Source organism: Desulfitispora alkaliphila, assembly GCF_050433185.1.
Classification (GTDB): domain Bacteria; phylum Bacillota; class Desulfitisporia; order Desulfitisporales; family Desulfitisporaceae; genus Desulfitispora; species Desulfitispora alkaliphila.
The window spans coordinates 1-25407 of sequence record NZ_JBNPXS010000026.1 but is presented as its reverse complement, the minus strand read 5'-3'; the positions used below and the strand labels follow the sequence as shown (position 1 = coordinate 25407).

Genomic DNA, 25407 nt, shown 5'->3' with positions numbered 1-25407 from the left:
GTAAAAGAGTAAGCCTGAAGGGGTGAGGGATGTGAAAGTATACTTTATTAAATTGCCCGGTTTTATAAGACAATTTTTATTTAAGGTCTTAAAGTAAGGGCAAGGGAGTAGATTAATATCTACTCCCTTATTACTTTCTTAATATTATTTTGATTTTACTAAGCCAATACCAAGAAATCCTCCTATACTGCCCGCAAACAAGATTACCAGTACTTTAGATATTGAGTTCAAAGCTGAAATATCACTGTCAAAAGCCATGGAGCTAAACAATAAAGAAAAGATTAAATAGAAAACTGCTACTCCTATGCCATGAATTAATCCTTTTACAGCAGCCCTTTTTGCTGCTACAATAGATCCAGCAAAAACACTTAAAAATACAATCAAATACCCTGCCACATTTAGCGAACCTTCGCTTACTCCAGTAAAGTGTAGTATAAATGCTGTAATGAAGATAAAAATCAAGCTAATAGCTATCGAGAATAGAAAACCTACAATTATTGCTAAGATACTAAGATTTAAACTTTCACCTGCACCGTTAGTAGACAAAAAGATCACCTCACTTTTTTAATTTTTATGTCTTTTTAATAATTATATGTATTAATATTTATAAAAGAATGTCTTTATGATATGTTGTTTGTGCAGGGATTTAAATTTTTTTGACGAATAAAGATTAGAACATTGTAAAGAAGTTACGAAGGAGGGGCATTGTGGAAAAGACAGTAGGTTTTCCGGCTACTTTATTTTATTATTCGCACTTTCCACTATGGAAAACTTTTTTTGAGAAGTTAGATTTCAAAGTCGAAACTTCTCCTATCACAACAAAAGAGATCTTAGATATGGGGGTAAAAGAAACTGTAACTGATGCATGTGTCCCTATTAAAATATACCATGGTCACGTAATGGAGTTGAAGGATAGGGTAGATTATATTTTCATTCCTCGTATGGTTAGTGTTAATAAAGAGGCTACTTTTTGTCCAAAGTTTTTAGGTTTACCCGATATGGTCCGACATTCAATCGATAACCTTCCCCAATTAATAGCCCCTAGAGTAGATTTAAAAAAGGGTAGGTTTGAACTTTGGAAAGTTTGCAAAGATATTGGGGAAAAGCTCAAGAAGGGAACGTTTCAAATATTTCAAGCTTATAGATCTGCTTTAAAAGAACAAAAAGACTACGAAAATAGTCTGCTTTCAAGAGCAAAACCTTTAGATTATTTACAAAATAATAAAAACAGTAACTTCCTGTTAAGCAAAAATGATACGGCAGTTAAACTTGCTATACTGGGATACCCATACGAGTTATACGACCCTTTTATTAATGTGAATTTCTTAAAAAAGTTAGAAGCCATGAATGTTGAGATACACACCGTGGAAATGCTTACCAACGAACAGCTTAAGTGTCAGATAAGTAAAATACCAAAAAATCTGTTCTGGCATTATAGTAATAACGTCATTAGAGCTCACTATCACTATCTAGAAAAGAAACTAGATGGTTTTATTCATGTTACGGCTTTTGGCTGTGGCCCTGATGCAATGGTGGATAAACTGATGGAACTGAGTTGTAAAGAAAATGGTGTTCCCTTTATGTCTTTAATCATAGATGAGCATTCTGGAGAGGCGGGCTTGATAACTAGGCTAGAGGCTTTTGTGGATATGATTCGTTTGAGGAGTGAAACTAGATGAAAATAACTTTTCCCTACATGGGAACTTCCCATATAGCTTTTAAGCAGCTAGTTGAACAAGTTGGGCACGAACCGGTGGTGCCACCGCAGCCTAGTAAGAGGACTTTAACCTACGGCACAAAATATAGTCCTGAATTTGCTTGTATTCCATTTAAAGTTCTACTGGGAAGCTACATTGAAGCTTTAGAGAATGGCGCTGAAATGATAATAGCTTCTGGTGGAGTGGGACCATGTCGAGCTGGTATATACGGGATGCTTCACGAAAAGATTTTAAAAGATTTGGGATATGAATTTGAAATGGTTATCTTTGAACCGCCAAAAAGAGATATAAAAGATTTTCTAGGTAAAATAAACAGAATAATAAAGCCAAACAACATCTCCTGGGTTAAGTTTTGGAAGGAATTCAAGCTAGGTTGGGATAAACTTAAGCTACTAGACGAAACAGAAATTCTCGCTTCTAAGGTTAGACCTAGGGAGATAACTAAAGGTGAGACAACAACCGCTTATAAAAAATGTCTCCAAATAATAGATCGGTCACACACTAGTACTGAATTACAGAAGGCAAGGTTAGAGACTGGAAAAATATTAAAAAATATCCCTCAAGACTTAAATAGAGATTGTCCTAAGGTGGGTCTAATAGGAGAAATATATGTAGTTTTAGAGCCATTTATTAATTTAGACATTGAGACAACACTTGGAGAAATGGGTGTTGAAACCCATAGGTCTATTTATTTAACGGATTGGACTAGAGAAAATGCTAAATCAAAGGGAATTGCTAATATCGAGGATGCAGCTCGTCCGTACTTAACTGAATTAGTTGGCGGTCATGGTATCAATAGCGTTGGAGAAACTGTTATCTATGCAAATGAAGGCTTTGACGGAGTTGTACAGTTAGCACCTTTTACATGTATCCCAGAAATTGTGGCTAAAAGTATTATGCCGCAGATCTCTAAGGATTTAGATATTTCAGTTATGACTATTTTCCTTGATGAACAAACAGGAAAAGCTGGTATCCAAACTAGATTAGAAGCATTCATCGACTTATTAAAACAAAAACGGCTAGAGAGGAGAGAACCTGCCTCATGCATGGCTACTTAGGAATTGATGTAGGATCTGTTAGTACTAATGTTGTTATTATTGATGATGAATATCAAGTTTTAGAAAGTTTATATATAAGAACCAATGGCCAACCCATTAAAGCTGTTCAAGATGGATTGCGACAAATTGGCTCCAAATTGCCTTCTGACATAGTTATAAAAGGAGTTGGCACAACAGGAAGCGCTCGTAATCTCACTGGGGTAATAGTGGGTGCGGATATTGTAAAAAATGAAATTACAGCCCATGCTGTAGCGGTAACAAAATTAGTTCCAAATGCTCAAACTATTATAGAAATTGGGGGCCAAGATTCCAAGATTATTCTGATGCGAGATGGCATAGTCACCGATTTTGCCATGAATACTGTATGTGCTGCAGGAACTGGGTCATTCTTAGATCAACAATCTAATCGATTAAATATACCCATAGAGGAATTTGGCAAGATAGCGATCCGATCTAAGTCTCCAGTCCGTATTGCTGGTCGCTGTGGAGTTTTTGCTGAATCTGATATGATTCACAAACAACAAATGGGGCATAATACAGAAGATATAGTAGCAGGGCTCTGTGAAGCATTAGTACGAAATTATTTAAATAATGTAGGTAAGGGCAAAGATATATTAGAGCCTATTGTTTTTCAAGGTGGCGTAGCCGCAAATATAGGAATCAAACATGCTTTTGAAGAAGCATTAGGTAAGAAAGTCACCATACCAAAGCACCACAACGTTATGGGAGCAGTTGGAGCTGCTTGCTTAGCAATTTCAGAAATGAAAAACAATCCTAACAACAAGACCTCCTTTAAAGGTTTTGCTGTAAGTGACATGAAATACAATGCTAGCAGTTTTGAATGCAAAGGGTGTCCCAACCTGTGCGAAATCATTAATATACACATTGACGATAAACTTATAGCCAGATGGGGAGATCGATGTGGTAAGTGGGAGGTGGCTGCAAGCTAGTATTAAATTGGTTTATTTTGGATAAATTAAGAGGGGAGAGTACATTTTAGGAGGTATCCCCTTGAAAATAACTTTTCCCCACATGGGAACATTATCAATTCCAATAAAAACTTTGCTAATCGAGATGAACGTAGATGTGATGTTGCCTCCGCCAACTTCTCAAAAAACTATTGCTCTCGGAGCAAAATATGCTCCAGAGTCCATCTGCTTACCCTTTAAAGCTAATTTAGGAAATATCATGGAATCAATAGCGCTAGGTGCAGATGCGTTTATAATGTTAGGAGGTAATGGTCCCTGTCGTTTTGGCTTTTATGGTCATTTGATTAAGCAAATCACTGATGAACACGGATTTAAGTGTCAGTTTATCGATTTAAGTGATTCCAATGTTAATAAATATAAGTTCTTTAAGAATTTGAATCCCGATTTAACCTTAAAAAAGTTTTTTAATGCATTAAGAATTAGTTGGTTCAAATTAATTACTATTGAGAAAATAGAAGAGCGATTATTTTATTCCCGGCCACGAACAAGTACCGAAGGTTTCATGAAATTGGAAAAAGCACATGAACATTTTTTAAAAACCATAGACAATGCTTTTACTATCAAAGAAATCCAAGCTGCTGCTTTAGAATTTCAGCAAAAAGCATCATTTCTTGAAGTTTATAAGGGTGAGAGTGGTGAAAAGGTCCATGTAATACGATTAGTTGGTGATATTTTTATAATGCTAGACCATTCATGCAACTATAATATTATTAGGGAATTAGGGAAACTCGGGGTTCAAGTTAGTCCAAGTATTAATGTTTCTACATGGCTAAAAAGCAACATCTTTAGCTATAGACTTACCCCCTATGGCAGGAGTGTAAAAAAATCTGCATTATGTTATCTGAAGAACTCTGTAGGTGGACATGGACTAGACACAATTGGCAATTCTGTTAACTATGCCAAAAAAGCTGCAGGAATTATTCATCTGATGCCACTTACTTGTACCCCTGAAATAGTTGCCAGAAGTATCTTGCCCAGTATTTCTACAAAATTTGATATACCAGTAATGTATTTGACCTTAGATGAACACAGTTCGGCTACAAACATGTATACTAGATTAGAAGCATTTGTTGACATGCTGTAAAATTATATTTAAATTATTGTATAGTAGGTGAAAAAATGAAGCTTACACTAGAAGAAATTTGTGAAAAGCTACATCAGAATGATTACAAAATAACTCCTCAGCGACAAATAATTTTAAAGATTTTTTTAGAAAATGCTGAGCAGCACCTCAGTGCCGAGGAGGTATATGCCATTGTCCGGGACATAAACCCTGATGTTGGCCTTGCCACCGTTTACAGAACACTAGATCTTTTAGCTGAATTAGAAATTCTGCAAAAGGTAAACTTTGGCGATGGTAAGAGCAGATATGAGTTTTCAGATTTAGAGGTTCATCATCATCATCATTTAATATGCGTTAAGTGCGGTAAGGTTACAGAATTTGACGATGACCAACTTGAAACTCTAGAAAAAAATATTGCTCAAAAAAGTAATTTTAAAATCATTGATCATCAATTAAAATTCTTCGGCTATTGCAGTAATTGTCAGACTTAAATAACAGGAGGTTTACCGTAATTGTATTTTTTAAAAGTAATATCCCATTTTGACAGTGCACATTATCTGAGACAATATTCAGGTAAATGCTCAAATATCCACGGCCATACGTGGAAAATCGAAGTAACGGTTAAGGGAAGTAAATTAAACCATCAAGGGCTATTGATTGACTTTGGTGATTTAAAAACTCTATTAGCTAAGGTTACAGATCAATTTGATCATAAGCTAATAAATAATGTGGACGGTTTTACAGATGATGAGTTGAACCCAACTGCTGAAAACTTAGCATACTATATCTACAATAAATTTCAGGTAGCCCTACCAGAGCACGTGGCAGTTCACCAGGTAGAAGTTTGGGAATCAGAGAAATCTTGTGCCATTTATAGTGAGGAGAGATAATTTGTCCACTGAAAATGCAAATATTATAGAGATGTTTTCCTCTGTTCAGGGCGAAGGAGTTTATGTAGGGTGTAGACAAGCTTTTTTACGCTTTTCCGGTTGCAACCTTAAGTGTTCCTATTGCGATACTATATTCAATTCTGACTTTTGTGCTCTAGAAACTTTACCGGGAACAGGTGACATCGAAAAAATTAAAAATCCTATATCAATAGCTCAAATTAGGGCACAACTTGATATCTGGTTTAATAGTTGTCCTCATCATTCAGTAAGCTTTACTGGTGGCGAACCTTTATTGCATGCAGAGTTTTTAAATGAATTAGCAAGGTATATAAAATCTAGAAGTGTTAAAACCTTTTTGGAGACAAATGGAACTCTGCCAAATGAACTCAATAAATGCATTGAACAGATTGACATTATTAGTATGGACTTGAAACTTCCAGAGACTTTGCCTGATTGGAATGAAGAAATAGCAATTGCTCAAAGAAAATTCTTACAAATTGCCCGAAATAAAGACCTCTATTTAAAAGTTGTGGTAGCAGAGAATAATACAGAAGAGGCGTATTCAAATATGGTTAATATGATAGCTCAAGTGGATTCTAGTATTCCTTTGATAATTCAACCAGTTACGCCCACAAGTAATGTTAAAATTGCCCCATCAGCATCAAAGCTGTTACATTTTCAACAGCTAGGTTTAAGTCAGTTAAGGGATGTGCGAATTATTCCCCAAACCCACAAACAAATAGGTTTACTATAATTTCGGAGGTGCCATATGGATAAAACCCGAATTGAAGAAGCAGTTCGCATGATATTAGAATCAATCGGAGAAGACCCTAATAGAGAAGGACTGGTAGATACCCCCAAAAGAGTGGCTAGAATGTACGAGGAAATTTTTTGCGGGCTTAAAGAAGAACCTAAAGAGCACTTAGATGTAGTATTCACTGAAGGTCATGAAGAAATGGTACTAATTAAGGATATCCCTTTATATTCCATGTGTGAACACCACCTTTTACCCTTTTATGGTAAGGCTCATGTGGCTTATATTCCCAGAAAGGGTAAAATAACAGGTCTCAGTAAATTAGCACGGGTTGTTGAGGGTTTCTCTAAAAGACCTCAATTACAAGAGCGGTTAACTACTCAAATAGCAGATTCCATTATGGAATCACTTGACCCCCAGGGAGTAATAGTAGTAGTGGAAGCTGAACACATGTGTATGACTATGCGGGGAGTAAAAAAACCAGGCTCTGCAACTATCACATCTGCTGTTAGAGGGTTATTTAAGACTAATGAAGCAACTAGAGCAGAAGCATTTTCGTTAATAAAAAACTAAATTAAGTGTAACTCAGGAGGTTTAAAATGGAGGATAATAAGGAAGAAAAATTGGAGTTAATCGCACTAAAATCTTTTGAAGAAGAAGCTGAGCTCTATAAGGTAGTAGATTTCCTGAATAAATCCTTAAGAGAGAAGAAACTAATGTTCGGTATTGCTAAAGACGATAAAGAGGGATTTACTCTATCTATATACGAGATATAAATATATCAGGAGGAATAAAGTATTTATGAAATTTCTTTTGACTAATGATGATGGTATAAATGCTCATGGGATTATTTCCCTAAGAGAAATAGTTGAAGATTTAGGAGAAGTCAACACTATAGCTCCTAAAACAGAAAAAAGTGCTTCAGGTCATGGAATAACGATGCACTACCCTCTATATGCTAAAACATTTAATTACAATGATAATTCAAAGGGTTGGGCTGTGGACGGAACTCCGGCTGATTGCGTGAAGTTAGCTCTAACCACTATTCTAAAAGAGGATAGACCTGATATATGTCTTTCAGGTATTAATCGCGGAGCCAATTTAGGAACAGATGTGTTGTATTCTGGAACTGTATCTGCAGCAATTGAAGCTGCACTGTTAGGAGTGCCGGCAGTAGCTATTAGCTTAGCCGATCCAAACCCCCAGTCGTATACTAATGCAGCAGCTTTTATTAAAGAGTTAATTGATAAAAGTCTTTCTAACAACTTGCCTCCGGATACTTTATTAAATGTAAACATTCCCAATGTGCCAACCGATAAAATTAAAGGTGTGAAAGTAACTCGTTTAGGCGAAAGAAAATATGCAAACGTATATGAAGAGAGAAAAGACCCTAGAGGAAATGTCTATTATTGGCTTACAGGGGATGTTGATGAAAGCAATCCGCATCCAGAATCTGATGTATATGCTGTAAAGCATAACTACATTTCAATTACTCCTATTCACTTCGATTTAACAAATCATTACCTAATAGATAAGGTTTCCGCCTGGAACTGGAACTAATGAAAGGGGGAAGTTATGCATTTATTGTTTTATATCTTTATATTCTTTTTCATATTTAATCTAGATGTTATCACGGACAGATTTAGTGGCAAAAAGACTACTAAGTCTCCATATGAAGCCTTTTTATTACCAGTAATTCTAGGCCTACTGCTAGCTATGGTAAACAGTCTACGTATATTTTTTGTATACCAATTAATAATATTTATAATATTGGCCCTTGTTGTTTACCTTGGTTTTATAAAGATCAAAAAGAAATACCTATAACTACCAACGCTTTAACCTCAAGATAATTGACTTGAGATTGACTGCTCCGGTTAGTACTAACATTAAAAAGTAAACACCAGCAGCTGCAGTGCATATTAGCAGTAGTGAACCCAAATCACTACCTGTTACCAGCAGCTGTTTTTTTAATTGTATTATAACTAATAGCATGACTAAGCTAGCTATTAGAGGTTTAACAATGCTGTTTTTAACATCTAGTTCAAAGTTAACTAACTTTCCCAGTGCCAATAAATTTAAAAATGCAACTGTTAAGAAGCTTAAATTGACTGCTATGGCAACTCCCTTAATGCCGTAGGATGGTATAGCTGCTAGCAAGTAGATTCCACCTAGTCGAATAGCTCCTCCCACGATAGAGTTTATCAAAGGGATTTTAACTTCGCCTAATCCTTGGAGAATCCCAGAACAGGTCTGATGTAAATATAAAAAAACTCCTCCTAATGCTAAAATCCTCAAGACTTGACCAGCTTCTCTATTATTAAAGAGTGCCACTGTAAAATTCTCAGCAAGTACAAAAAAAACCAATGCACTGGGAATTCCAATCATGAAAGTCATAGCAATACTCAACATAGTTCGCTGCTGAATAGATCTAATATTATTTTTGGCAACTGCCTCAGAAATTGAGGGAATTAGAGTTACAGCTAGTGAAATTGTAAATACTGTTGGTAGAACTAATAGTGACATGGCAATACCTGAATATTGACCGTACAGGGATGTGGCTTCTCTAAAAGTAAAACCAGCCGCTTGAAGTCTTTGGGGAATTAACATAGCCTCAATAGACATTATTACACTTGAAACAATCCGCGTAAGGGTAATAGGAATTGAAAGCTCATGTATATTTTTCAGTATAGTAACTGAGCGCAAAGAGCTCTGATAGTTGGGCGGAGTCGGCCTTTTCCTGCGATAGATAGCATAAATAGTTAGTAATCCTACAGCTTCCCCCGCAACCATACCTATTGCGATTCCCACAACCCCGTATTCCAAACCATGGGGTAGCAGTAAAAGACTCAGATAGATTCCTACTGCCACTCTAGTTATCTGTTCAACTATCTGGGTAATTGCAGTGGGTGTCATTTGCTGTAGGCCTTGAAAAAAGCCCCGAAAGACTGAGGAAATAGATACAAGCAAAATTCCTGGAATCATTGTTTTTAAAATTAAGTAGACTCGAGGATCTGCAAAGGCTCTATCTACTAGGTAAGGCAGAACAAGATATAGACCTAAAGTAAAAAAAGAACCAGAAATCATCAAAAAAACAGTAGCTATCTTCATGATCTTGTAAGCTCCAGCTATATTGTTTTTAGCCATCTCTGCAGATACTAATTTTGACATAGCCAAGGGAATACCGGCTGTAGCTAAAACTAATACCATTACATAAATGGGAAATACCATTTCATATAAACCAATTCCCTCATCTCCAACAATTCGAATAATAGCTACACGATAGCCAAAGCTTAAAATTCTATTAAATAAACTAGCAATAAAAAGTATTGCTGCACCCATTAAAATTGATTGCTTTGTCATTTCTGGCCTCCAGAAGACTTTTAAGAAATAATATGCTAAAAACTGCTCATCATGCTGAAAAAGTAAAGACTATTAAACAGGAAAATAAAAGTAACTGTTGAAACAGATATATGAGGAGGGTCTTTTCATGAATCAATTAATAAAGAAAATAAATACCATGGATAATCAAAGTTATAGTCGTTATAAAGATTTAACAGGAAAATTTAACTTTCCAAATTTTTCACTTTACTTGGACTACATCCAAGGCGATCCCTTTGCTACACCTACAAAGATTAGGGCAAGAGTAGAGCAAGTGAACGCTGGTTTCAAAACTGATTTATTTGATACTCAGTACAAACGAATTGCCTTAGAGGACTTTCTAACTCGCCAGGTACATAAAGCCATAAAAAAGATCGCTAAAGGCATAAGGGGAACTGGAAAAAGTGGCATAATAGAAATTGACAGTGGCGGCCAAGAGATTTTGAATAGAACCGCTGTGGTAGTAAACTCTGATTATATAGAAGCAAGATTGACTATAGGCTTGCCAGCGCGAGGTAGAAGGGTACTTGCCCGAGTAGCGCTAGAAATGTTAACTGATGAGTTGCCAAAAATTATTTCATCTTCTATTTACTATAAAGCTATTGATGCCACTAAGCTCTCTGAATTCATAAAATTATCAGAAGACCAATATACTCTAAGGAAAGAGCTTAAAAGACTGGGTCTGGTAACATTTGTAGCAAACGGATCAATCTTACCTCGAGAAAGCGGAATTAGTAATAGACCATTACAATCTGAAAACCTAGTACCTTTTAAAACACCTGAAGAACTTCAAGTAGAAATCAATTTGCCTAATCGTGGTAAAGTGGTCGGTATGGGATTGCCCGCAGGTATTAGCTTAATTGTGGGTGGTGGATATCACGGCAAGTCAACACTGCTCCAAGCAATTGAACGGGGAGTTTACAATCATATTCTCGGTGATGGCAGAGAGTTAGTTGCTACTGAGGAATCTGCAGCAAAAATTAGAGCAGAAGATGGTCGTTATGTATCTAATGTGGACATAAGCTCTTTTATCAACAATCTCCCTTTTGGTCAGAATACAGTAGAATTTTTTAGTGCTGATGCTAGCGGCAGTACTTCCCAAGCAGCTAACATTAACGAAGCCTTGGAATGCGGAAGCAAACTACTATTAATAGATGAGGACACTAGCGCTACTAATTTTATGATTAGAGACAAACGCATGCAAGAGTTGGTGAGTAAAGATAAGGAGCCTATTACTCCATTTATTGATAAAGCTCGGCAATTGTGGAAGGAAAACGGGGTTTCCACTATACTAGTTGTTGGTGGAGTAGGGGACTACTTTGATGTAGCTGATAATGTGATAATGCTCCATGAATATAGCGTTACGGATGTTACTGAACAAGCAAAGAAGATTTCAGAGAAATACAGGGACGCAAGGAAGAAGGAGGGGGGAGACAGCTTTGGACATATAAAAGAAAGAACTCCTATCTTTCCAAAGGTTTTAGATAGCTCTAAACTGAAAATAGATGCAAAGGGTAAGAATTCTATACAAATTAACAAAACTAATATCTCTCTTAGTCATGTAGAACAGTTGGCTGATCCCAGTCAGACAAGAGCAATTGGTTTTATAATTAATTACGCACTAAAAAACTATAGCTCATTGGGTTTATCCTTAAACCAATTAATCGATAAAGTTCTTGCTGATATAGATGCAAAGGGGCTAGATGTGATATCAATCTTTAAAGGAGGGCATCCAGGCCAGCTAGCCTTGCCTCGCAAGCATGAGATAGCTACAGCATTTAACAGATGGCGAGAATTGAAGTTTACAAAAACAAAATAGGGTTATAAGAGGTTGTGGTGAAATGCTGACATTACTTGAAAAATTACCATCTGAATTTGAGAAAAAGTTCAAAGATTATATTAAGATGACAGAATTAACGAAGGTATCATTATTGTTAAATACCAATGCCGCATTAGTTATTACCAATAAGCAAATCCTTATAGCAAAGAAAAAGTTTCTTTTAGGTATAAGGGTAACAGAGTTACCCCAAGAAGATTTACTAGATTTATTGTACAATGAAGACACATATGAACTAGTTTTTAAAACTAAAGAGAAGGATATAGCAATTACAGTTGACAACGCCCACGTCGCTATTTTAGAAAAATTAAAAATGTTAAAGGAAATTTCCCTTAAACGTAGAAATTAATAAATAACATTTAAAAGAAACCAACTAAGTTTTTGCAATACTCAGCAGAGGAGGTTAAGTTTATGACTTTCGGTTTTATTCCAAATTTCGGTGTTACTGAGCTAATATTAATATTAGCTGTTGCCTTGATAATCTTTGGTCCTGGTAAGTTACCTGAAGTAGGCAAGTCTTTAGGTAAGAGTATAAGAGAATTTAAGTCGGCAACTTCAGGTAAAAATGATAATGAAAAAGAAGAAGAAAAAGATAATACTGATAATACTCAGGAAACAGATGAAAATAAAAAGGCTTAAAAGAGAGGGAATTTTCCTCTCTTTTTATTTATTACTTTTATTTATTAAAAGGAGATTTATCTACTGCGTGTTTAAGGCGTTCTTGACTGATATTGGTATATATTTTAGTTGTGCTAATATCCTTGTGTCCCAGTAACTGCTGTAACTCTAAAACATCAGCAGCACCACTATCGTATAGGTGTGTGGCAAAAGTGTGACGCAACTTGTGAACTGTAATATAATCGGGTAAGTCTGCTTTTTTTATTAGATCCTTTAAGATGTTCTGCACAGCTCTAGGGGTCATACGTGAGTAGTTTTTACTTAAAAAGATGGCATTTTGACTATTGGGTTTTATTTTTTCATTTCGAGGACGCTCCTTAAGGTAATCTAACAGCGCTTTTTTGCACGCTTCATTTAATGGTATAAATCGCTCTGCATTACCTTTACCAATAACACTCAAGTACGTAAAGTCACTGCGAATACTGTCTAAATCTAAAGCAGTAAGCTCACTAAGTCGCATCCCGGTGTTTAAAAACAGTATGAGAATACACTTGTTGCGCATTTTAAACTTACTATCAGTTTCGTTAACAGCTGCAAACAGACGTTCAACTTCATCCATAGAGAGAAATATGTGTTTTTTCTTAGGCATTTTTGGATACTCAATTCCAACCGTAGGGTCAGTTTTGATAGATTTATCTCGTACTAATAAATATTTATAAAAGCTCTTGAGACTAGCAATTTTACGGGTTTTAGCATTGATATTGAGCTTTAGCAAGCTTTCAGCAAAGCGAAAGTATTGACGAATCTCATTTTCGGTAACAGAATCGACCATATCCATAGTAACAGCTGTAGCGTCAATTTGAGCAAAGTACTCTTTAAACTCTTGCTCAGATTCTTGCACAACCATTTTTCTGTGGTGCAAGAGCCATCTGAAAAAAATAGATAAATCTGATGCGTACGATTTTACTGTGCGCTTAGAATAATTTTTATCTCGTTCTAAGTAATCTAAAAATTTGTATGCCGGCGCAGGTAAGTTTGCTAAATCTAACATGATACACAAAACCTCCAAAATAAGCTATTTTTGCTAATAATACCATAGAGTAAAGAACTTTACAAGTACTTCGTATAAAGTTATTTTCACGAAGTTACATTAAGAATTGACACAAAGCATAAACCACTACTTATTCAAGTAGTGGTCTTTGTTTACAGGGATTATTATTTCCTGACCTGGATAAATGTGCTGATCTATGTAATTGAGTTTTCTCACTTCATATATATTTTTGCGAATATCTTTTGAATAAGGATATTGTTCTCGTACAATATTCCATAGCGTATCACCCTGTTTTACTACAATCGTCTTTGTTAATGAGTCTTTCTCTGAAGATAAGGCAAATACCACTGGTGTTAACATGAAGCTTACCACTATTACAACTATACAAATCCGCTTCCAATTAAACTTCCATTTAACCATTTAACCTACCTCCTAAAATTTTAATCGAATAAATGTTCTCTTTCTACTAACATAATATCAAAACACCTGTTCGATGTCAATAGAAAAACGAACACAGGTTTGCACTCTTTAGCATGATATGGTATAATTTCACCAAAGGAGGTATTTTTATGACATATATAGATTTGACTAACAGACAACAAACCATTTTACAGTACATAAAATCTGAATTAAAGAGAAAAGGCTATCCCCCATCAGTTCGAGAGATAGCAGCAGCTGTAGGTCTGAATTCTACTTCTACAGTACATAGTCACTTATCCAACTTAGAAAAAAAAGGCTATATTCGTCGAGACGCCACTAAACCTAGGGCAATTGAAGTACTAGACGGATCTTCTAATACTGCCCCCAAAAAAGAAACCGTAGATGTTCCCATTTTAGGTAGCATTACAGCTGGGCAACCAATTTTAGCTTTCGAGAACGTTGAAGACACCTTCCCTATCCCCGCTGAAATTGCAAAAGCAGATCAGGTTTTCATGTTATCGATTAAAGGAGATAGTATGGTCGAGGCTGGTATCTTAGATGGGGATTATGTGTTAGTTAGACAGCAGAGCACTGCTAACAACGGTGACATTGTAGCTGCTCTTATTGATGAAGAGGCCACTGTAAAAACCTTCTATAAAGAAACTGACTGTTTCCGGTTGCAACCAGAAAACAGTCAGTTAGAGCCTATAATGGCAAAAGAACTTTCCATTTTAGGTAAAGTTATTGGTGTTTATAGACACCTGGCATAAAGTAGCATTTATTAATACACTACCTTATTCTTTTTCTTTTCAGCATACTCCTGTTGAGCCAGCTGAACTACCCGATCTAGAAGCTCCTTATATGGTAATCCCGAAGCCTCCCACAGTTTAGGGTACATACTCACGTTTGTAAACCCTGGAAGGGTGTTAATTTCGTTAATTAACACTCTTCCATCGTCTTTAGTTATAAAAAAGTCTACTCTTGCTAATCCCTTGCAATCAATAGCTTGATATGATTTTACTGCTAAATTACTTAATTTAGCAAGTACTTCCTCATCTAATTCTGCCGGAATTATAAGCTTAGAATTATTATCTATATACTTAGCATTGTAATCGTAAAATTCATTTCCAGGCACAATCTCTCCAGGCACTGATACGCTCAAATCTTCGTTACCTAAGACACTGATTTCCACTTCCCTAACGTCTACAAATTCCTCTACAAGGATCTTGCTATCATAGAGAGCCGCTTCAATTAGCGCTTTTTCTAATTCTGATTTGTTTTTAGCCTTGTTTATGCCTACACTAGATCCCAGGTTTGCTGGTTTCACAAAACAGGGATATCCCAATTTTGTTTCGATTTCTGTTATCACTTGCTCAAGCTTTTCATCTTGATGCACTTGTGAGCGCTTAAGGGCTACGTATTTAGTTTGAGGTAAACCGTTATTAGCATATACAGCCTTCATAGCCAGTTTATCCATTCCAACAGCCGAAGCCATCACACCGCCACCCACATAGGGAATATCCGCTAATTCAAATAACCCTTGAATGGTGCCATCTTCCCCATAGGTCCCGTGGATAATTGGAAAAATCACATCTATTGGTATAGTTTCGCCAGTATCAATCACTTTAAGCCCTTGTATAGAAGGTATAGGCAAAAAGGTAATCTGCTTTCCTCTTCCAACTAGGGTTTTATCCTCTGATTCTAACAGCTCCCGAGGATCTATTGGCCCTAGCCACTCACCTTCATTGGTAACATATACTGGGATTACATTGTATTTATCTTGATCTAGAAACTGAATGATAGAAGCTGCAGATATTATTGATACCCGGTGCTCTCCAGATTTACCACCAAAAACCAAAGCTAAATTCACTTTACTCAAAACTTATCGCCTCCTATCTACTTATTATTCTATGAATGAGAAAGGCGTTTAAAACTAAAATTTAGTTAAATATTCGTCAATTTCCCATTTATGGACTTGCAATCGATAATTATTCCATTCAATTCGTTTTGCTTCCATAAACCTTGAGAAAGCATGCTCTCCCAATGCTTCTTTAACAACTTCATTTTTAGATAATTCTTTCATGGCTTCCTCTAAGCTTTCTGGCAAATCTTTTATTTGATACTCTTCTCGCTCTTCTGGAGTCATAGTATAGATATTCTTATCTGTTGGCTTAGGAGGCATTGTATTCTTCTTAATTCCGTCTAAACCAGCTTTGATTGTAACAGCTAAAGCTAAGTATGGATTGCATGATGGATCTGGACTTCTCAACTCAACCCTAGTGCTGTTGCCTCGCTTTGCGGGGATACGCACCAAAGGACTTCTGTTTTTTTCAGACCAAGCAATGTATACCGGTGCTTCAAATCCAGATACCAAACGCTTATAGGAGTTAATTGTTGGGTTAGTAATTGCACAGAAACCAGATGCGTGCTCTAATACTCCACCCACAAACTTAACAGCCACATCACTTAATTTGTTTTCCGCATTTGAGTCATAAAACGCGTTCTTACCATTTTCAAAAAGAGATATGTTTACGTGCATCCCTGAACCAGCTATCCCATAAATGGGTTTTGGCATGAAAGTGGCATGAAGTCCGTGCTGCTGTGCAACAGTACGAACTACAAACTTAAAAGTAGCTATGTTGTCTGCAGCAGCTAAGGCATCGTCATATTTGAAATCAATTTCGTGCTGACCTGGAGCCAGCTCATGGTGAGAAGCCTCAATCTCAAAGTTCATATCCTGTAGTGCTAGAACCATATCTCTTCTTGCATTTTCCCCTAGGTCCACTGGAGTCAAATCAAAATAGCCGGCCTTATCATGAGTATTAGTAGTAGGCTGCCCGTTTTCATCAATTAAAAACAGGAAAAACTCCGCTTCCGGGCCCACATTTACTGTATAGCCCATATCTGCAGCCTCTTTTAATACCCGTTTCAAAGTATTTCTAGGACATCCAGTAAATGGTTCATTATTAGCATCATAAACGTCACATATTAATCTGGCAACAGCACCTTCACCTTTTGATTTCCATGGGAAGGTAACAAAAGTTGAGGGGTCTGGCTTCAAATACATATCCGATTCTTCGATTCGCACAAAGCCTTCAATTGATGATCCATCAAACATCATTTCACCATCAAGAGCCTTTTCTAATTGCTCCACAGTAATGGCTACATTTTTCAACACACCAAAGATGTCAGTAAACTGTAGACGTACAAATTTGACATTTAACTCTTTAGCTTTTCTAAGTACATCTTCCTTTGTAAGCTTAATCAATTGTTTCATCTCCTTAATAAATACTATTCCTATATTTTAACATACTGTTTTTACTTAAGCAATTGAGCAGCAGCATTATTTATTGCTAATTGGCTATGTTCAAAAGCTAGTCCTCCTTGAAGGTAAACCGCATAAGGACTTCTGAGCGGTCCATCTGCACTTAATTCAATAGAAGAACCTTGGACAAAGGTCCCCCCTGCCATGATTACTTGATCGTCGTAACCAGCCATAGGAGCAGGAAGTGGTTCTACATGAGAATCTATAGGCGAGAAAGCTTGTAATCCTCGACAAAACAACTGCATTTTATCAGCTGTATTTAGTTTTATGGCTTGGATAATATCAGTTCTCTTTTCCTGTGGTCCAGGTGAAACTTCATACCCCATCTGAGAAAAAACTGACGCCGCATAAATAGCGCTCAATAGCGCTTGTTTAGTAACATGGGGCGCAGTAAAAATTCCCTGATATTGAATTCTTGGGTCAATCAAAGTGGCACCCACATGGGAGCCAATACCAGGAGCAGTCAGACGATTTGCAGCTGCTTCCACATACTCTTCAGCTCCCACTATGTACCCTCCTGTGGGTATCAATCCCGCACCCATATTCTTAATCATAGACCCAGCTATTAAATCTGCCCCCACTTGGGTAGGCTCCTTAGATTCTACAAATTCACCATAGCAATTGTCTACAAAACAAATAATCCTGGAGTCAATCCCCTTGACTATTTTGATTATCTGCTCAATTTCTGTAATTGAAATGGATGGACGCCATGAGTAGCCTCTAGACCTCTGGATTAATACCATTTTAGGCCTTTCTGCAGCTACTCTCTCCCCAATTGCTTCTTTATCTGGACACCCGTCTGGTTGCAGCTCTATTTGACTATAGTGAACACCTAAATCCGCTAGGGACCCGTTGCTTCCTCCTGTTGTTCCCAAAACTTGAGCCAGAGTATCATATGGCGCACCTGCTAGGGACATCAGTTTATCTCCCGGTTTTAAATTGCCATAAAGACAACAGGCAATTGCGTGAGTTCCTGAAGATATTTGACCCCTCACTAGGGCAGCCTCCCCATTAAAAACTTGGGCAACTATCCTTTCTAAGGTCTCTCTCCCCAAATCACCGTATCCGTAACCAGTACTGTACTGAAAGTGCTCATAACCAACTCTGGCTTGGGTAAAAGCAGTAAGTACCTTTTTTTGATTATGTAAAGCAACTGTATCAAGACTCTCAGAAAGCTTTTTCGTATTTTCCAAAGCATTTGCAACAATAATACTGAAATGATCACTATTCATTTAGTTTCTCTATCCCTTCTAATGTAATATTACTTCAATAATTGTAACATAAAGCCCCTGAGCAGCAAAGAACCTGCCACTCAAAAACTACTCCACTAAATCCTCCCTTTCAATAATCATAAGCTCATCGCGAGTAATGCTTTGTCTCTCCACAAGTCTCACCGCTTGACGCCTTATTGACCTTTCAATCACATTTCTCATCATTCTAGCGTTCCCATTATAGCGGTGTCCAAAAACTACCTTGTCTTTAATTAAATGCTTCAAATATTCCTTTCCCTCTTGGGATAAATAGTACTGTCTTTCTTTCAGCATTTGCTCACCAATTTCTAAAAGCTCTTCTTCTCGATAATCGGGGAAATCTACTTGTATGGGAAACCTAGACCTAAGGCCAGGATTAGTTTGCATAAAAGTATCCATTTCCTCTTTATATCCTGCTAGTATCAGTATGAGATTATCCTTATGATCTTCCATCCCCTTAACTAAACTATCCACTGCTTCTTTGCCAAAATCCTTTTCTCCACCTCGAGCTAAAGAATAAGCTTCATCAATAAATAGTACTCCTCCTTGAGCCTTTTTAATTTGAGCCTTAGTTTTCTGAGCCGTCTGACCTATATACTCACCTACTAAATCAGCTCTCTCAATTTCAATTACATGCCCCTTTTGTAAGATGCCCAGTTCTCTAAATAGCTTTCCGATTATCCTGGCCACTGTGGTCTTCCCTGTACCTGGGTTTCCCTTAAATACCATGTGCATCACAGTGGGCTGAGAATTTAATTTTTCCCTTGCCCTCTTTTTTTGAATTTCTACAAAAGCAGAAATCTCCCAAACAAGACCTTTTACGTCTTCTAAACCTATAAGGTTATCTAATTCTTCTAATACATTCTTGATTTTATCACCACTGGGATTTTGCTTTCTACTAACGGGCTTGGGCTTAACTGTGGGAAGAGGTGTGAATTCAGGCTTTTCGTTTTCCCGAAATTTCACAGTTATAGCCAATTGCTCTCACCTACCTTCTTCCTTAGATTCTTCACTATAATTCTTCATATAATATACTCATCTAGGTAAGGAAGTGTGAAAACAAAAAAACTCCCATTGCTGGGAGCTACTTTACATCGAAATTAAAATTTATCTGCTTTGTAGGAGAGATTGTAGAAACCGCGTGTTTGTAAACCATTTGAAGCTTACTGTCATTTTCTAAAATAATTGTAAAGTTATCAAATCCCTTAACGATTCCCTTAAGCTGAAACCCATTTACCAAGTATATGGTTACAGGAGTAACTTCTTTTCTAACTAAATTTAAAAAAGAATCTTGAAGATTAATTTGGTTTTTATTCATTCTGATACAACCCCCGTCTTATTATTTTCAGTAAGATCTATAATCTCATCAACCACTGCTTCAAAGTTGGGATATTTATCTACTTCAATCCACTTTATCCTCTTATCGCGTCTAAACCATGTAAGTTGTCTTTTAGCAAAACGCCTTGTATCTCGCTTAATCAACCGAATGGCTTCATCTAGACTATGTTTCCCATGTAGGTAATCTATAATTTGACTGTAGCCAATTCCACCCATAGGTATTGTATCTGAGCCATAGCTTTTCTCTAAATTAGCCTTCGTCTCTTCAATCAAACCTGATGAAATCATCTCATCTACTCTGGCATTAATCCGCTGATACAATTTATCTCGATCCATAGTCAAACCTATCATTGTAACGTCAAAAATACAATTATCACTATATTTAGCATCTTGCGATAAACTGATTGGCTCACCAGTAGTTCTAAAGTATTCCAAAGCCCTAACTATTCTTCGCAAATCGTTAGGGTGAATCCTTGTAGCAGCTTGGGGGTCCACTTGTTCTAACTGCCGGTGCAAGAAGTGTGATCCCTGCTCGCTAGCTATCTTCTCCAATTCTTCTCGATACTCATTATCTACAGGTTGTTCCTGAAACTTATAAGGGTCAATTACAGCTCGCACATAAAGGCCTGTTCCGCCTACCATTATGGGTAATTTATTCTTCTTATGTATCTCGGAAATAGCCTCTAGTGCTAGTTCTCTATAATGCACTACACTAAACTCTTGTTTTGCATTTACTACGTCTATCATATAGTGGGGTATCCCCTGCTGTTCCTTTGGAGTAATCTTAGCTGTGCCAATATCAAATTCTTTATATACTTGCATGGAATCTGCCGATACTATTTCTCCATTTAACTTGTGGGCAACTTGCACTGCCACATTTGACTTGCCCACTGCAGTTGGACCCACAATCAATAATAAATTTTCACTCAAAAAAAACACCTCTATTTTGTCTTATAACAAAGAAGCTATTATATACTTATTTTTTTATTATATCATATATGACATTATTGACCAAAGGTTATGTTATTTCCCAGGAAGCTATTTCACCAGAATGACTTATAAACAAAGGATGAGTGTCTGGTAGTTCAATATCCTTCCACAGCTCATATCTATCTTTATCCCTTAGAGCAAGTTTCTTCAGAAGGTGGCTCAACTCGTATTGCAACTGACCTTCTGTAACCTCAATAGTATACTCTAAATCTATTGTCCCAATTTTTGAGGAATCAAAATTATAGTTTCGTTTAGTGGCTTCAGCTTGAACGTAATATAGGTATGTATTAATTGCTATTTGTGGGTTCCCACAATCTCTAAAACGCTTTAACTGCGGATGTTTAGTATACCCCTTAGTCTTTCCCATGAGTACTTTTTGTGCCAATAAAGCCTCCCGCCACAAGGCCACTAAACCTTTTGCATCTAAATATTTTGGATGGATACTCCATAAACGCATTATGCTACCCCTGCCTCATTTAATCGTGCTTTGGATTTTTCTTAACGTGTTCAATTGCCTGAGCTACTTTAGCCAAAACATCTGTTTTGGCTTGTTGGTGTAATACATTTGTCTTTGTATAGACTTCTCCATGCTGGCTTACAACATACTTGGGAGGTAATGAGTTAAGTGCTTTTGCAGCCATATCTAACTTACAACGTTTACATGAACATACATCAGTATCATTAGATAGCAAATGCTCTAAAACCTCAAACACCATTACCTCCATATAATTTTTAAGTTGCACCTCCATGGCCTCATCCCCTTTGCATTTTTCTAGATATTGTATTTATTCGCTACTGGGGATATTATTCCTTTAGTTTTGTGAAATTTAGTCTAAAATTACGCTGTTTCATTTTTTGCTATTTTTCCCTTTAAGAAGTCCAGCAAACCCTTATTTTGCTCTTCAAATAATTGATTTTCCACAAAAACCTTTTCTTTTCGCAAGAGTTCCATTTGCTGACTTAGATTTTTACTCTCTTCCTTAGCTGCTTGTAGTTCCTCCATAATTGAAGTGAGCATAAAAAATACAGCAGTTTTAAAATTGTGTTCAATTCCCATGGCACTAGTTAGAGTTTTTTCCAATTCGATCCGTCTCTTAGCCCCTTTAATTGTATACATCTCGGTCTGCAACAATTCCTTAATTTGCTGAAAAGTTTCAAGTTGGCGATCATTGTACCTGCGCCTACTTCCCTTTGGACTATTTACATCTAAAAACTCACTGAACTCTTTTTCCCAAAATCTAAGTGTGCTTATCTCTACCTGCAAAATAGTTGAAATCTGCTGTAGAGTCAACTTTTGGGTCATATTATACCCCTCCCAAAACATATTATAATATTTACTATATATTTTCAGGGTAATAGTCATAAAACCTTTAATTTATTTCCAAAATATTACAACATATTTCGAAAAAAAATGACAGCATTTTTAGCCATCATTTTTGCAAATTCATGTTTGCTAACAAAACTTTTTTCATTATTCCCTCTGGGGCCTTCTGTCCAGTCCATAATTCAAATGCTAATGCTCCTTGATACAGCAGCATGCCCATACCAGAAATAGTTTTGCAACCTTTCTTTTCTGCGGCAGCAAGTAAAACTGTCCTCTGAGGATTATAAATTAAATCGACAACAATCAGATTGTTGTCCAAATACTCCTCAGGTACAATTGTTTCTACCTGATGCCGTGGATACATTCCATAAGGAGTAGTATTGATTAACAGATCAGCTTGCTTCAAACATTCTCGCAACAGTTCCTTGTCCTCCAACGAAACTACTGATGTGTTGCAAGTGAAATTATCCTTAATCAATTGAGACAATCCCTCCGCCCTTTGTAGATTGCGGTTGACAAAAACTATCTTTAGAATTCCTGCAGCAGCTAAGGACACTGCTATTGCTTTAGCTGATCCGCCAGCTCCCAAAATAACAGCTCGTTTACCGTGAAGATCTACTTTCTCTTGCGCTAGCGACCGAAGAAAACCTTGACCATCTGTGTTATATCCTGTTAATTTTCCCTCTATATTAAGGATAGTATTTACGGCACCAATTAAGCGAGCTTCTCCTTTAACCTGATCTAGATGTTCAATAACTTGTTCTTTATAGGGAATAGTTACATTTGCTCCCCTAATGGAAAGTGACCTTATTCCTTCCATAGCTCTCTCTAAATTGCTTTCTTCCACTTGTGTTGGTATATAAACCCAATTTAATCCCAACTCTTGAAAGGCTCTGTTATGCATGGCCGGCGAAAAGGAATGACTTACTGGATTTCCAATTAAAACACAGGTTTTTGTATTTCCATTTATGTAACTCTCCATAACTAAAAGAGCCTCCTATTTACCTCTCTTTAGAACAACTCTCTCTAGCATCCTAGCAAATTTAGTGCCAAAAAACTCCTTAGTACTCATAGGCAACACTAATATTGTGTAAACTCCTAAACGATTTCCACCCAAGACATCGGTAAAAACCTGATCTCCAATCATGGCTGTGTTATGCTTATGGGCATTAAGCATTTTCATAGCCCGAGCAAAAGCTTTAGTTCTTGGCTTCTGTGCCTTTGACACAGCAGGAATTCCTAGCTCTTTGGCAGCCTTAGCTACCCTTTCTTCCGTATTGTTGGAAACTATACACGCTCGTAACCCATAATCATCAAGACTACTAAACCACTGAATAGCTTTAGTGGGAAGTTGGTGGTTATTCCATTCAGTGATAGTGTTATCCAAATCAATTAATAAGTACTCAATTCCTTTGGCCTTCAGTTTTTCAAGATCTATATGAAAAATAGAATCTACAGCTAAATTTGGTTGTAATAGCTTTAACATAATTTTAGACAACATCCTTCCGATTTTTATTATCTAATTGTACCAAGTTTTTGACCTTTTAGTCAAATCATCCAAACAGTCTCTCATATGACCATTTAACTTAAGATATAGCCTGTTGACAGTTAAAATCAGTGATAGTATAATTTGGTATAAAGGTCATAGTAACGAATATGGTTTTCTCTGCACTAATTGACGCCAATAGCTCAAAGGGGGAGGAAACATTTATGGAAAATCGTTTTGCACAATCACTGTTGGATAAGGACACCATGTCTATCACATGGGAACTAGTACCAGGGAGAGGTGCACGGGAAAAAGCTCAGGAAAGTGCACTAGCAAGTGCTGAGCTAGCAGCTAAGGGGGGGCGCATCCATGCACTAACTATTACTGACAACCCTGGTGGCAACCCTGCCATATTAGCTGATTATTTGGGGATGGAAATACTGAAGTTGGGAATCGAGCCTCTGGTCCACTTTACTTGTAAAGACAAGAACCGTAACCAAGCTGAAAGTCAACTCTACTCATTAGACAGAGCAAATGTAAGAAATCTATTAGTTATGACTGGAGATTATGTTGTTACAGGCTTCCAAGGAAGACCTAAACCAGTATTTGATCTAGATCCAGTTCACACCTTAGAACTAATAACCGATATGAACAAAGGCCTCGTTGTTCAAGGTTTTAAAGGTCCCATTACACACCAACAAAGTAACTTCTTCTCAGGCGCAGCAGTCTCACCTTTTAAATCTACTGAAGCAGAACTAATGATCCAATACAACAAAATGAAAAAGAAAATTAAAGCAGGTGCTCAATTCATAGTAACACAGTTGGGTTATGACGCTCGAAAGTTTCACGAGGTTCTTCAATTTTTGAAAATTCATAATATTGATATACCTGTGGTAGGGAATATTTATATCCTCCCCTTTGGAGCGGGACGAATAATGAATCAGAACAAGTTACCAGGTTGCGTAGTTACAGATGAACTCTTGGCTGAAATTGATAAAGAACGCAAAGCTGAAGATAAAGGCCTCAGCGCCCGTTTATTAAGATCAGCTAAAATGTATGCAATAATGAAGGGTATGGGTTTTGCAGGAGTTCACATCGGGGGGCACAATATTAAATACGAGCAGGTTGAGTATATAATCGATAAGGGTGAAGAATTAAGTGCTAACTGGCTTGATTTTGTGCCAGAATTCAACTTCCCACAACCCAACGGCTTCTATTACTTTGAGAAGGATGAAAAAACTGGACTTAATACAGACAAGCCAGTGAATATTGATAAGCGCCCCTTAGATGACAGTATTGGCTTTACTTACCGCTTATCTAGATTTGTTCACGGTATGGCCTTTGAGCCATCAAAACCCTTTTTCGGCTTGATGCGTAGCACCTGTAAGGCAGTTGATGGATCTGGTGTTGAAGGTGCCTTCCACAAACTAGAGCACCTATCAAAGGTAATGCTTTATGACTGCAAGGACTGCGGCGACTGCGCTTTAGCAGATTTAGCCTATGTGTGTCCCATGTCCCAGTGCCCCAAAAATCAGCGCAACGGCGCCTGTGGGGGTAGCTTTAACGGTTGGTGTGAAGTGCATCCAAATAAGAAAAAGTGTATTTATGTAAAAGCTTATGCTCGTCTGAAGAAATATGGCGAAGAAACTCAATTGGATTCATACATTGTTCCACCTTGTAACTGGGATCTATACCAAAAAGCTTCTTGGCTTAATTTCTTCTTAGGTAGAGATCACTCTGCTAAGCGCTTTAATATTACTGATCCCACAAAAAAAAGTACGGGAGATAACAAAAAACCAGGAGCACCGGCTTAAGCCGGCTCCTGGCTTTTTTATGTGTGCCCGGCACGGGCGGTAACTTGGCGGTGAAAGTCCGCTGTGGGCTTGGTAGTGGGAACCACTAGCCAATGACAAGGGTG

The 25407-nt window shown here is 37.1% G+C and carries 31 protein-coding genes; 16 read left to right on the top strand and 15 right to left on the bottom strand.

The annotated features are described in order from the left end of the window. Positions 1 to 144 precede the first annotated feature (144 nt). The gene (locus GGQ84_RS10180) at positions 145 to 546 is read right to left on the bottom strand and encodes a TIGR04086 family membrane protein (RefSeq protein ID WP_429162290.1); all 402 of its coding nucleotides are present in this window, start codon (positions 544 to 546) and stop codon (positions 145 to 147) included. 161 nt (positions 547 to 707) lie between these two features. Here GGQ84_RS10180 and GGQ84_RS10175 point away from each other — a divergent pair, with 161 nt between their 5' ends. From GGQ84_RS10175 to GGQ84_RS10125, 11 genes are all read left to right on the top strand, one after another. After that, on the top strand, positions 708 to 1679 hold the full coding sequence (locus tag GGQ84_RS10175) for an acyl-CoA dehydratase activase-related protein (protein WP_429162289.1): 972 nt from the start codon (positions 708 to 710) through the stop codon (positions 1677 to 1679). Next, entirely contained in the window at positions 1676 to 2776 is a 1101-nt protein-coding gene (locus GGQ84_RS10170) for a CoA protein activase (protein WP_429162287.1), read from the top strand. The genes GGQ84_RS10175 and GGQ84_RS10170 overlap by 4 nt, the downstream gene beginning before the upstream one ends. Next, positions 2761 to 3726, top strand: coding sequence for an acyl-CoA dehydratase activase (locus tag GGQ84_RS10165; protein ID WP_429162285.1), 966 nt, complete (start codon positions 2761 to 2763; stop codon positions 3724 to 3726). The genes GGQ84_RS10170 and GGQ84_RS10165 overlap by 16 nt, the downstream gene beginning before the upstream one ends. A 61-nt stretch (positions 3727 to 3787) precedes the next feature. Beyond that, positions 3788 to 4849 carry an acyl-CoA dehydratase activase-related protein gene (locus GGQ84_RS10160; RefSeq protein WP_429162283.1) on the top strand — a complete coding sequence of 354 codons (1062 nt, stop codon included), beginning with the start codon at positions 3788 to 3790 and terminating at the stop codon, positions 4847 to 4849. Between the two features lie 35 nt (positions 4850 to 4884). Continuing rightward, the gene (locus GGQ84_RS10155; protein WP_429162281.1) at positions 4885 to 5319 is read left to right on the top strand and encodes a Fur family transcriptional regulator; all 435 of its coding nucleotides are present in this window, start codon (positions 4885 to 4887) and stop codon (positions 5317 to 5319) included. Between the two features lie 21 nt (positions 5320 to 5340). Next, the gene (queD, locus tag GGQ84_RS10150; protein ID WP_429162280.1) at positions 5341 to 5718 is read left to right on the top strand and encodes a 6-carboxytetrahydropterin synthase QueD; all 378 of its coding nucleotides are present in this window, start codon (positions 5341 to 5343) and stop codon (positions 5716 to 5718) included. Position 5719: 1 nt separating this feature from the next. Beyond that, complete coding sequence (locus GGQ84_RS10145) at positions 5720 to 6472, top strand: 7-carboxy-7-deazaguanine synthase QueE (RefSeq protein ID WP_429162279.1); 753 nt, start codon at positions 5720 to 5722, stop codon at positions 6470 to 6472. A gap of 15 nt (positions 6473 to 6487) precedes the next feature. Next, a complete protein-coding gene (gene folE / locus GGQ84_RS10140) occupies positions 6488 to 7045 on the top strand; it encodes a GTP cyclohydrolase I FolE (RefSeq protein ID WP_429162277.1) in 558 nt (185 codons plus the stop codon). 26 nt (positions 7046 to 7071) lie between these two features. Then, a complete protein-coding gene (locus GGQ84_RS10135; RefSeq protein WP_429162275.1) occupies positions 7072 to 7248 on the top strand; it encodes a YpmA family protein in 177 nt (58 codons plus the stop codon). A gap of 25 nt (positions 7249 to 7273) precedes the next feature. Next, positions 7274 to 8032 (top strand): 5'/3'-nucleotidase SurE, encoded by a 759-nt coding sequence (gene surE, locus GGQ84_RS10130; protein ID WP_429162274.1) that lies wholly within the window; start codon positions 7274 to 7276, stop codon positions 8030 to 8032. A 15-nt stretch (positions 8033 to 8047) separates the two neighbouring features. Further along, positions 8048 to 8296: a hypothetical protein gene (locus GGQ84_RS10125; RefSeq protein WP_429162272.1), complete on the top strand. Its 249-nt coding sequence runs from the start codon at positions 8048 to 8050 to the stop codon at positions 8294 to 8296. Here the strand turns inward: GGQ84_RS10125 and spoVB are convergent, their stop codons facing one another. Next, a complete protein-coding gene (gene spoVB / locus GGQ84_RS10120) occupies positions 8297 to 9832 on the bottom strand; it encodes a stage V sporulation protein B (RefSeq protein WP_429162270.1) in 1536 nt (511 codons plus the stop codon). Positions 9833 to 9959: 127 nt separating this feature from the next. On the opposite strand from spoVB, the gene GGQ84_RS10115 reads away from it, so the two are divergent. The 3 genes from GGQ84_RS10115 (at position 9960) to GGQ84_RS10105 (ending at position 12326) form a co-directional block, all read left to right on the top strand. Then, entirely contained in the window at positions 9960 to 11669 is a 1710-nt protein-coding gene (locus tag GGQ84_RS10115) for an ABC-ATPase domain-containing protein (protein WP_429162269.1), read from the top strand. Between the two features lie 22 nt (positions 11670 to 11691). Further along, positions 11692 to 12036, top strand: coding sequence for a hypothetical protein (locus tag GGQ84_RS10110; RefSeq protein ID WP_429162267.1), 345 nt, complete (start codon positions 11692 to 11694; stop codon positions 12034 to 12036). Between the two features lie 62 nt (positions 12037 to 12098). Then, positions 12099 to 12326 carry a twin-arginine translocase TatA/TatE family subunit gene (locus GGQ84_RS10105; protein ID WP_429162266.1) on the top strand — a complete coding sequence of 76 codons (228 nt, stop codon included), beginning with the start codon at positions 12099 to 12101 and terminating at the stop codon, positions 12324 to 12326. 37 nt (positions 12327 to 12363) lie between these two features. Here GGQ84_RS10105 and GGQ84_RS10100 read toward each other — a convergent pair whose 3' ends face one another. Continuing rightward, positions 12364 to 13356, bottom strand: a complete 993-nt coding sequence (locus GGQ84_RS10100) for a tyrosine-type recombinase/integrase (RefSeq protein WP_429162265.1) — start codon at positions 13354 to 13356, stop codon at positions 12364 to 12366. A 126-nt stretch (positions 13357 to 13482) separates the two neighbouring features. Beyond that, a complete protein-coding gene (locus tag GGQ84_RS10095) occupies positions 13483 to 13776 on the bottom strand; it encodes a LysM peptidoglycan-binding domain-containing protein (RefSeq protein ID WP_429162263.1) in 294 nt (97 codons plus the stop codon). Positions 13777 to 13925: 149 nt separating this feature from the next. Here GGQ84_RS10095 and lexA point away from each other — a divergent pair, with 149 nt between their 5' ends. Continuing rightward, positions 13926 to 14546 (top strand): transcriptional repressor LexA, encoded by a 621-nt coding sequence (lexA, locus tag GGQ84_RS10090; RefSeq protein ID WP_429162261.1) that lies wholly within the window; start codon positions 13926 to 13928, stop codon positions 14544 to 14546. An 11-nt stretch (positions 14547 to 14557) separates the two neighbouring features. On the opposite strand, the gene GGQ84_RS10085 is transcribed toward lexA, so the two are convergent. The 11 genes from GGQ84_RS10085 to GGQ84_RS10035 form a co-directional block, all read right to left on the bottom strand. Then, positions 14558 to 15646: a D-alanine--D-alanine ligase gene (locus tag GGQ84_RS10085; protein ID WP_429162316.1), complete on the bottom strand. Its 1089-nt coding sequence runs from the start codon at positions 15644 to 15646 to the stop codon at positions 14558 to 14560. Between the two features lie 63 nt (positions 15647 to 15709). Further along, complete coding sequence (glnA, locus tag GGQ84_RS10080) at positions 15710 to 17044, bottom strand: type I glutamate--ammonia ligase (RefSeq protein ID WP_429162259.1); 1335 nt, start codon at positions 17042 to 17044, stop codon at positions 15710 to 15712. A 50-nt stretch (positions 17045 to 17094) separates the two neighbouring features. Then, positions 17095 to 18333, bottom strand: coding sequence for a methionine gamma-lyase family protein (locus GGQ84_RS10075; RefSeq protein ID WP_429162257.1), 1239 nt, complete (start codon positions 18331 to 18333; stop codon positions 17095 to 17097). 87 nt (positions 18334 to 18420) lie between these two features. Next, positions 18421 to 19329: an AAA family ATPase gene (locus tag GGQ84_RS10070; protein ID WP_429162255.1), complete on the bottom strand. Its 909-nt coding sequence runs from the start codon at positions 19327 to 19329 to the stop codon at positions 18421 to 18423. Positions 19330 to 19435: 106 nt separating this feature from the next. After that, on the bottom strand, positions 19436 to 19669 hold the full coding sequence (hfq, locus tag GGQ84_RS10065) for an RNA chaperone Hfq (protein WP_429162253.1): 234 nt from the start codon (positions 19667 to 19669) through the stop codon (positions 19436 to 19438). Then, a complete protein-coding gene (gene miaA / locus GGQ84_RS10060; protein WP_429162252.1) occupies positions 19666 to 20619 on the bottom strand; it encodes a tRNA (adenosine(37)-N6)-dimethylallyltransferase MiaA in 954 nt (317 codons plus the stop codon). Before miaA ends, hfq begins: the two co-directional genes overlap by 4 nt. A gap of 88 nt (positions 20620 to 20707) precedes the next feature. Then, entirely contained in the window at positions 20708 to 21136 is a 429-nt protein-coding gene (locus GGQ84_RS10055; RefSeq protein ID WP_429162250.1) for a pyrimidine dimer DNA glycosylase/endonuclease V, read from the bottom strand. 19 nt (positions 21137 to 21155) lie between these two features. Then, positions 21156 to 21428 (bottom strand): late competence development ComFB family protein, encoded by a 273-nt coding sequence (locus GGQ84_RS10050; RefSeq protein ID WP_429162247.1) that lies wholly within the window; start codon positions 21426 to 21428, stop codon positions 21156 to 21158. Positions 21429 to 21517: 89 nt separating this feature from the next. Further along, positions 21518 to 21982 carry a MerR family transcriptional regulator gene (locus GGQ84_RS10045; protein WP_429162245.1) on the bottom strand — a complete coding sequence of 155 codons (465 nt, stop codon included), beginning with the start codon at positions 21980 to 21982 and terminating at the stop codon, positions 21518 to 21520. 127 nt (positions 21983 to 22109) lie between these two features. Beyond that, positions 22110 to 22985 carry a shikimate dehydrogenase gene (locus GGQ84_RS10040; protein WP_429162243.1) on the bottom strand — a complete coding sequence of 292 codons (876 nt, stop codon included), beginning with the start codon at positions 22983 to 22985 and terminating at the stop codon, positions 22110 to 22112. A gap of 15 nt (positions 22986 to 23000) precedes the next feature. Next, positions 23001 to 23489, bottom strand: coding sequence for a YqeG family HAD IIIA-type phosphatase (locus GGQ84_RS10035; RefSeq protein ID WP_429162241.1), 489 nt, complete (start codon positions 23487 to 23489; stop codon positions 23001 to 23003). A 224-nt stretch (positions 23490 to 23713) separates the two neighbouring features. On the opposite strand from GGQ84_RS10035, the gene GGQ84_RS10030 reads away from it, so the two are divergent. Continuing rightward, the gene (locus GGQ84_RS10030) at positions 23714 to 25303 is read left to right on the top strand and encodes a methylenetetrahydrofolate reductase C-terminal domain-containing protein (RefSeq protein ID WP_429162239.1); all 1590 of its coding nucleotides are present in this window, start codon (positions 23714 to 23716) and stop codon (positions 25301 to 25303) included. Positions 25304 to 25407: the final 104 nt, after the last annotated feature.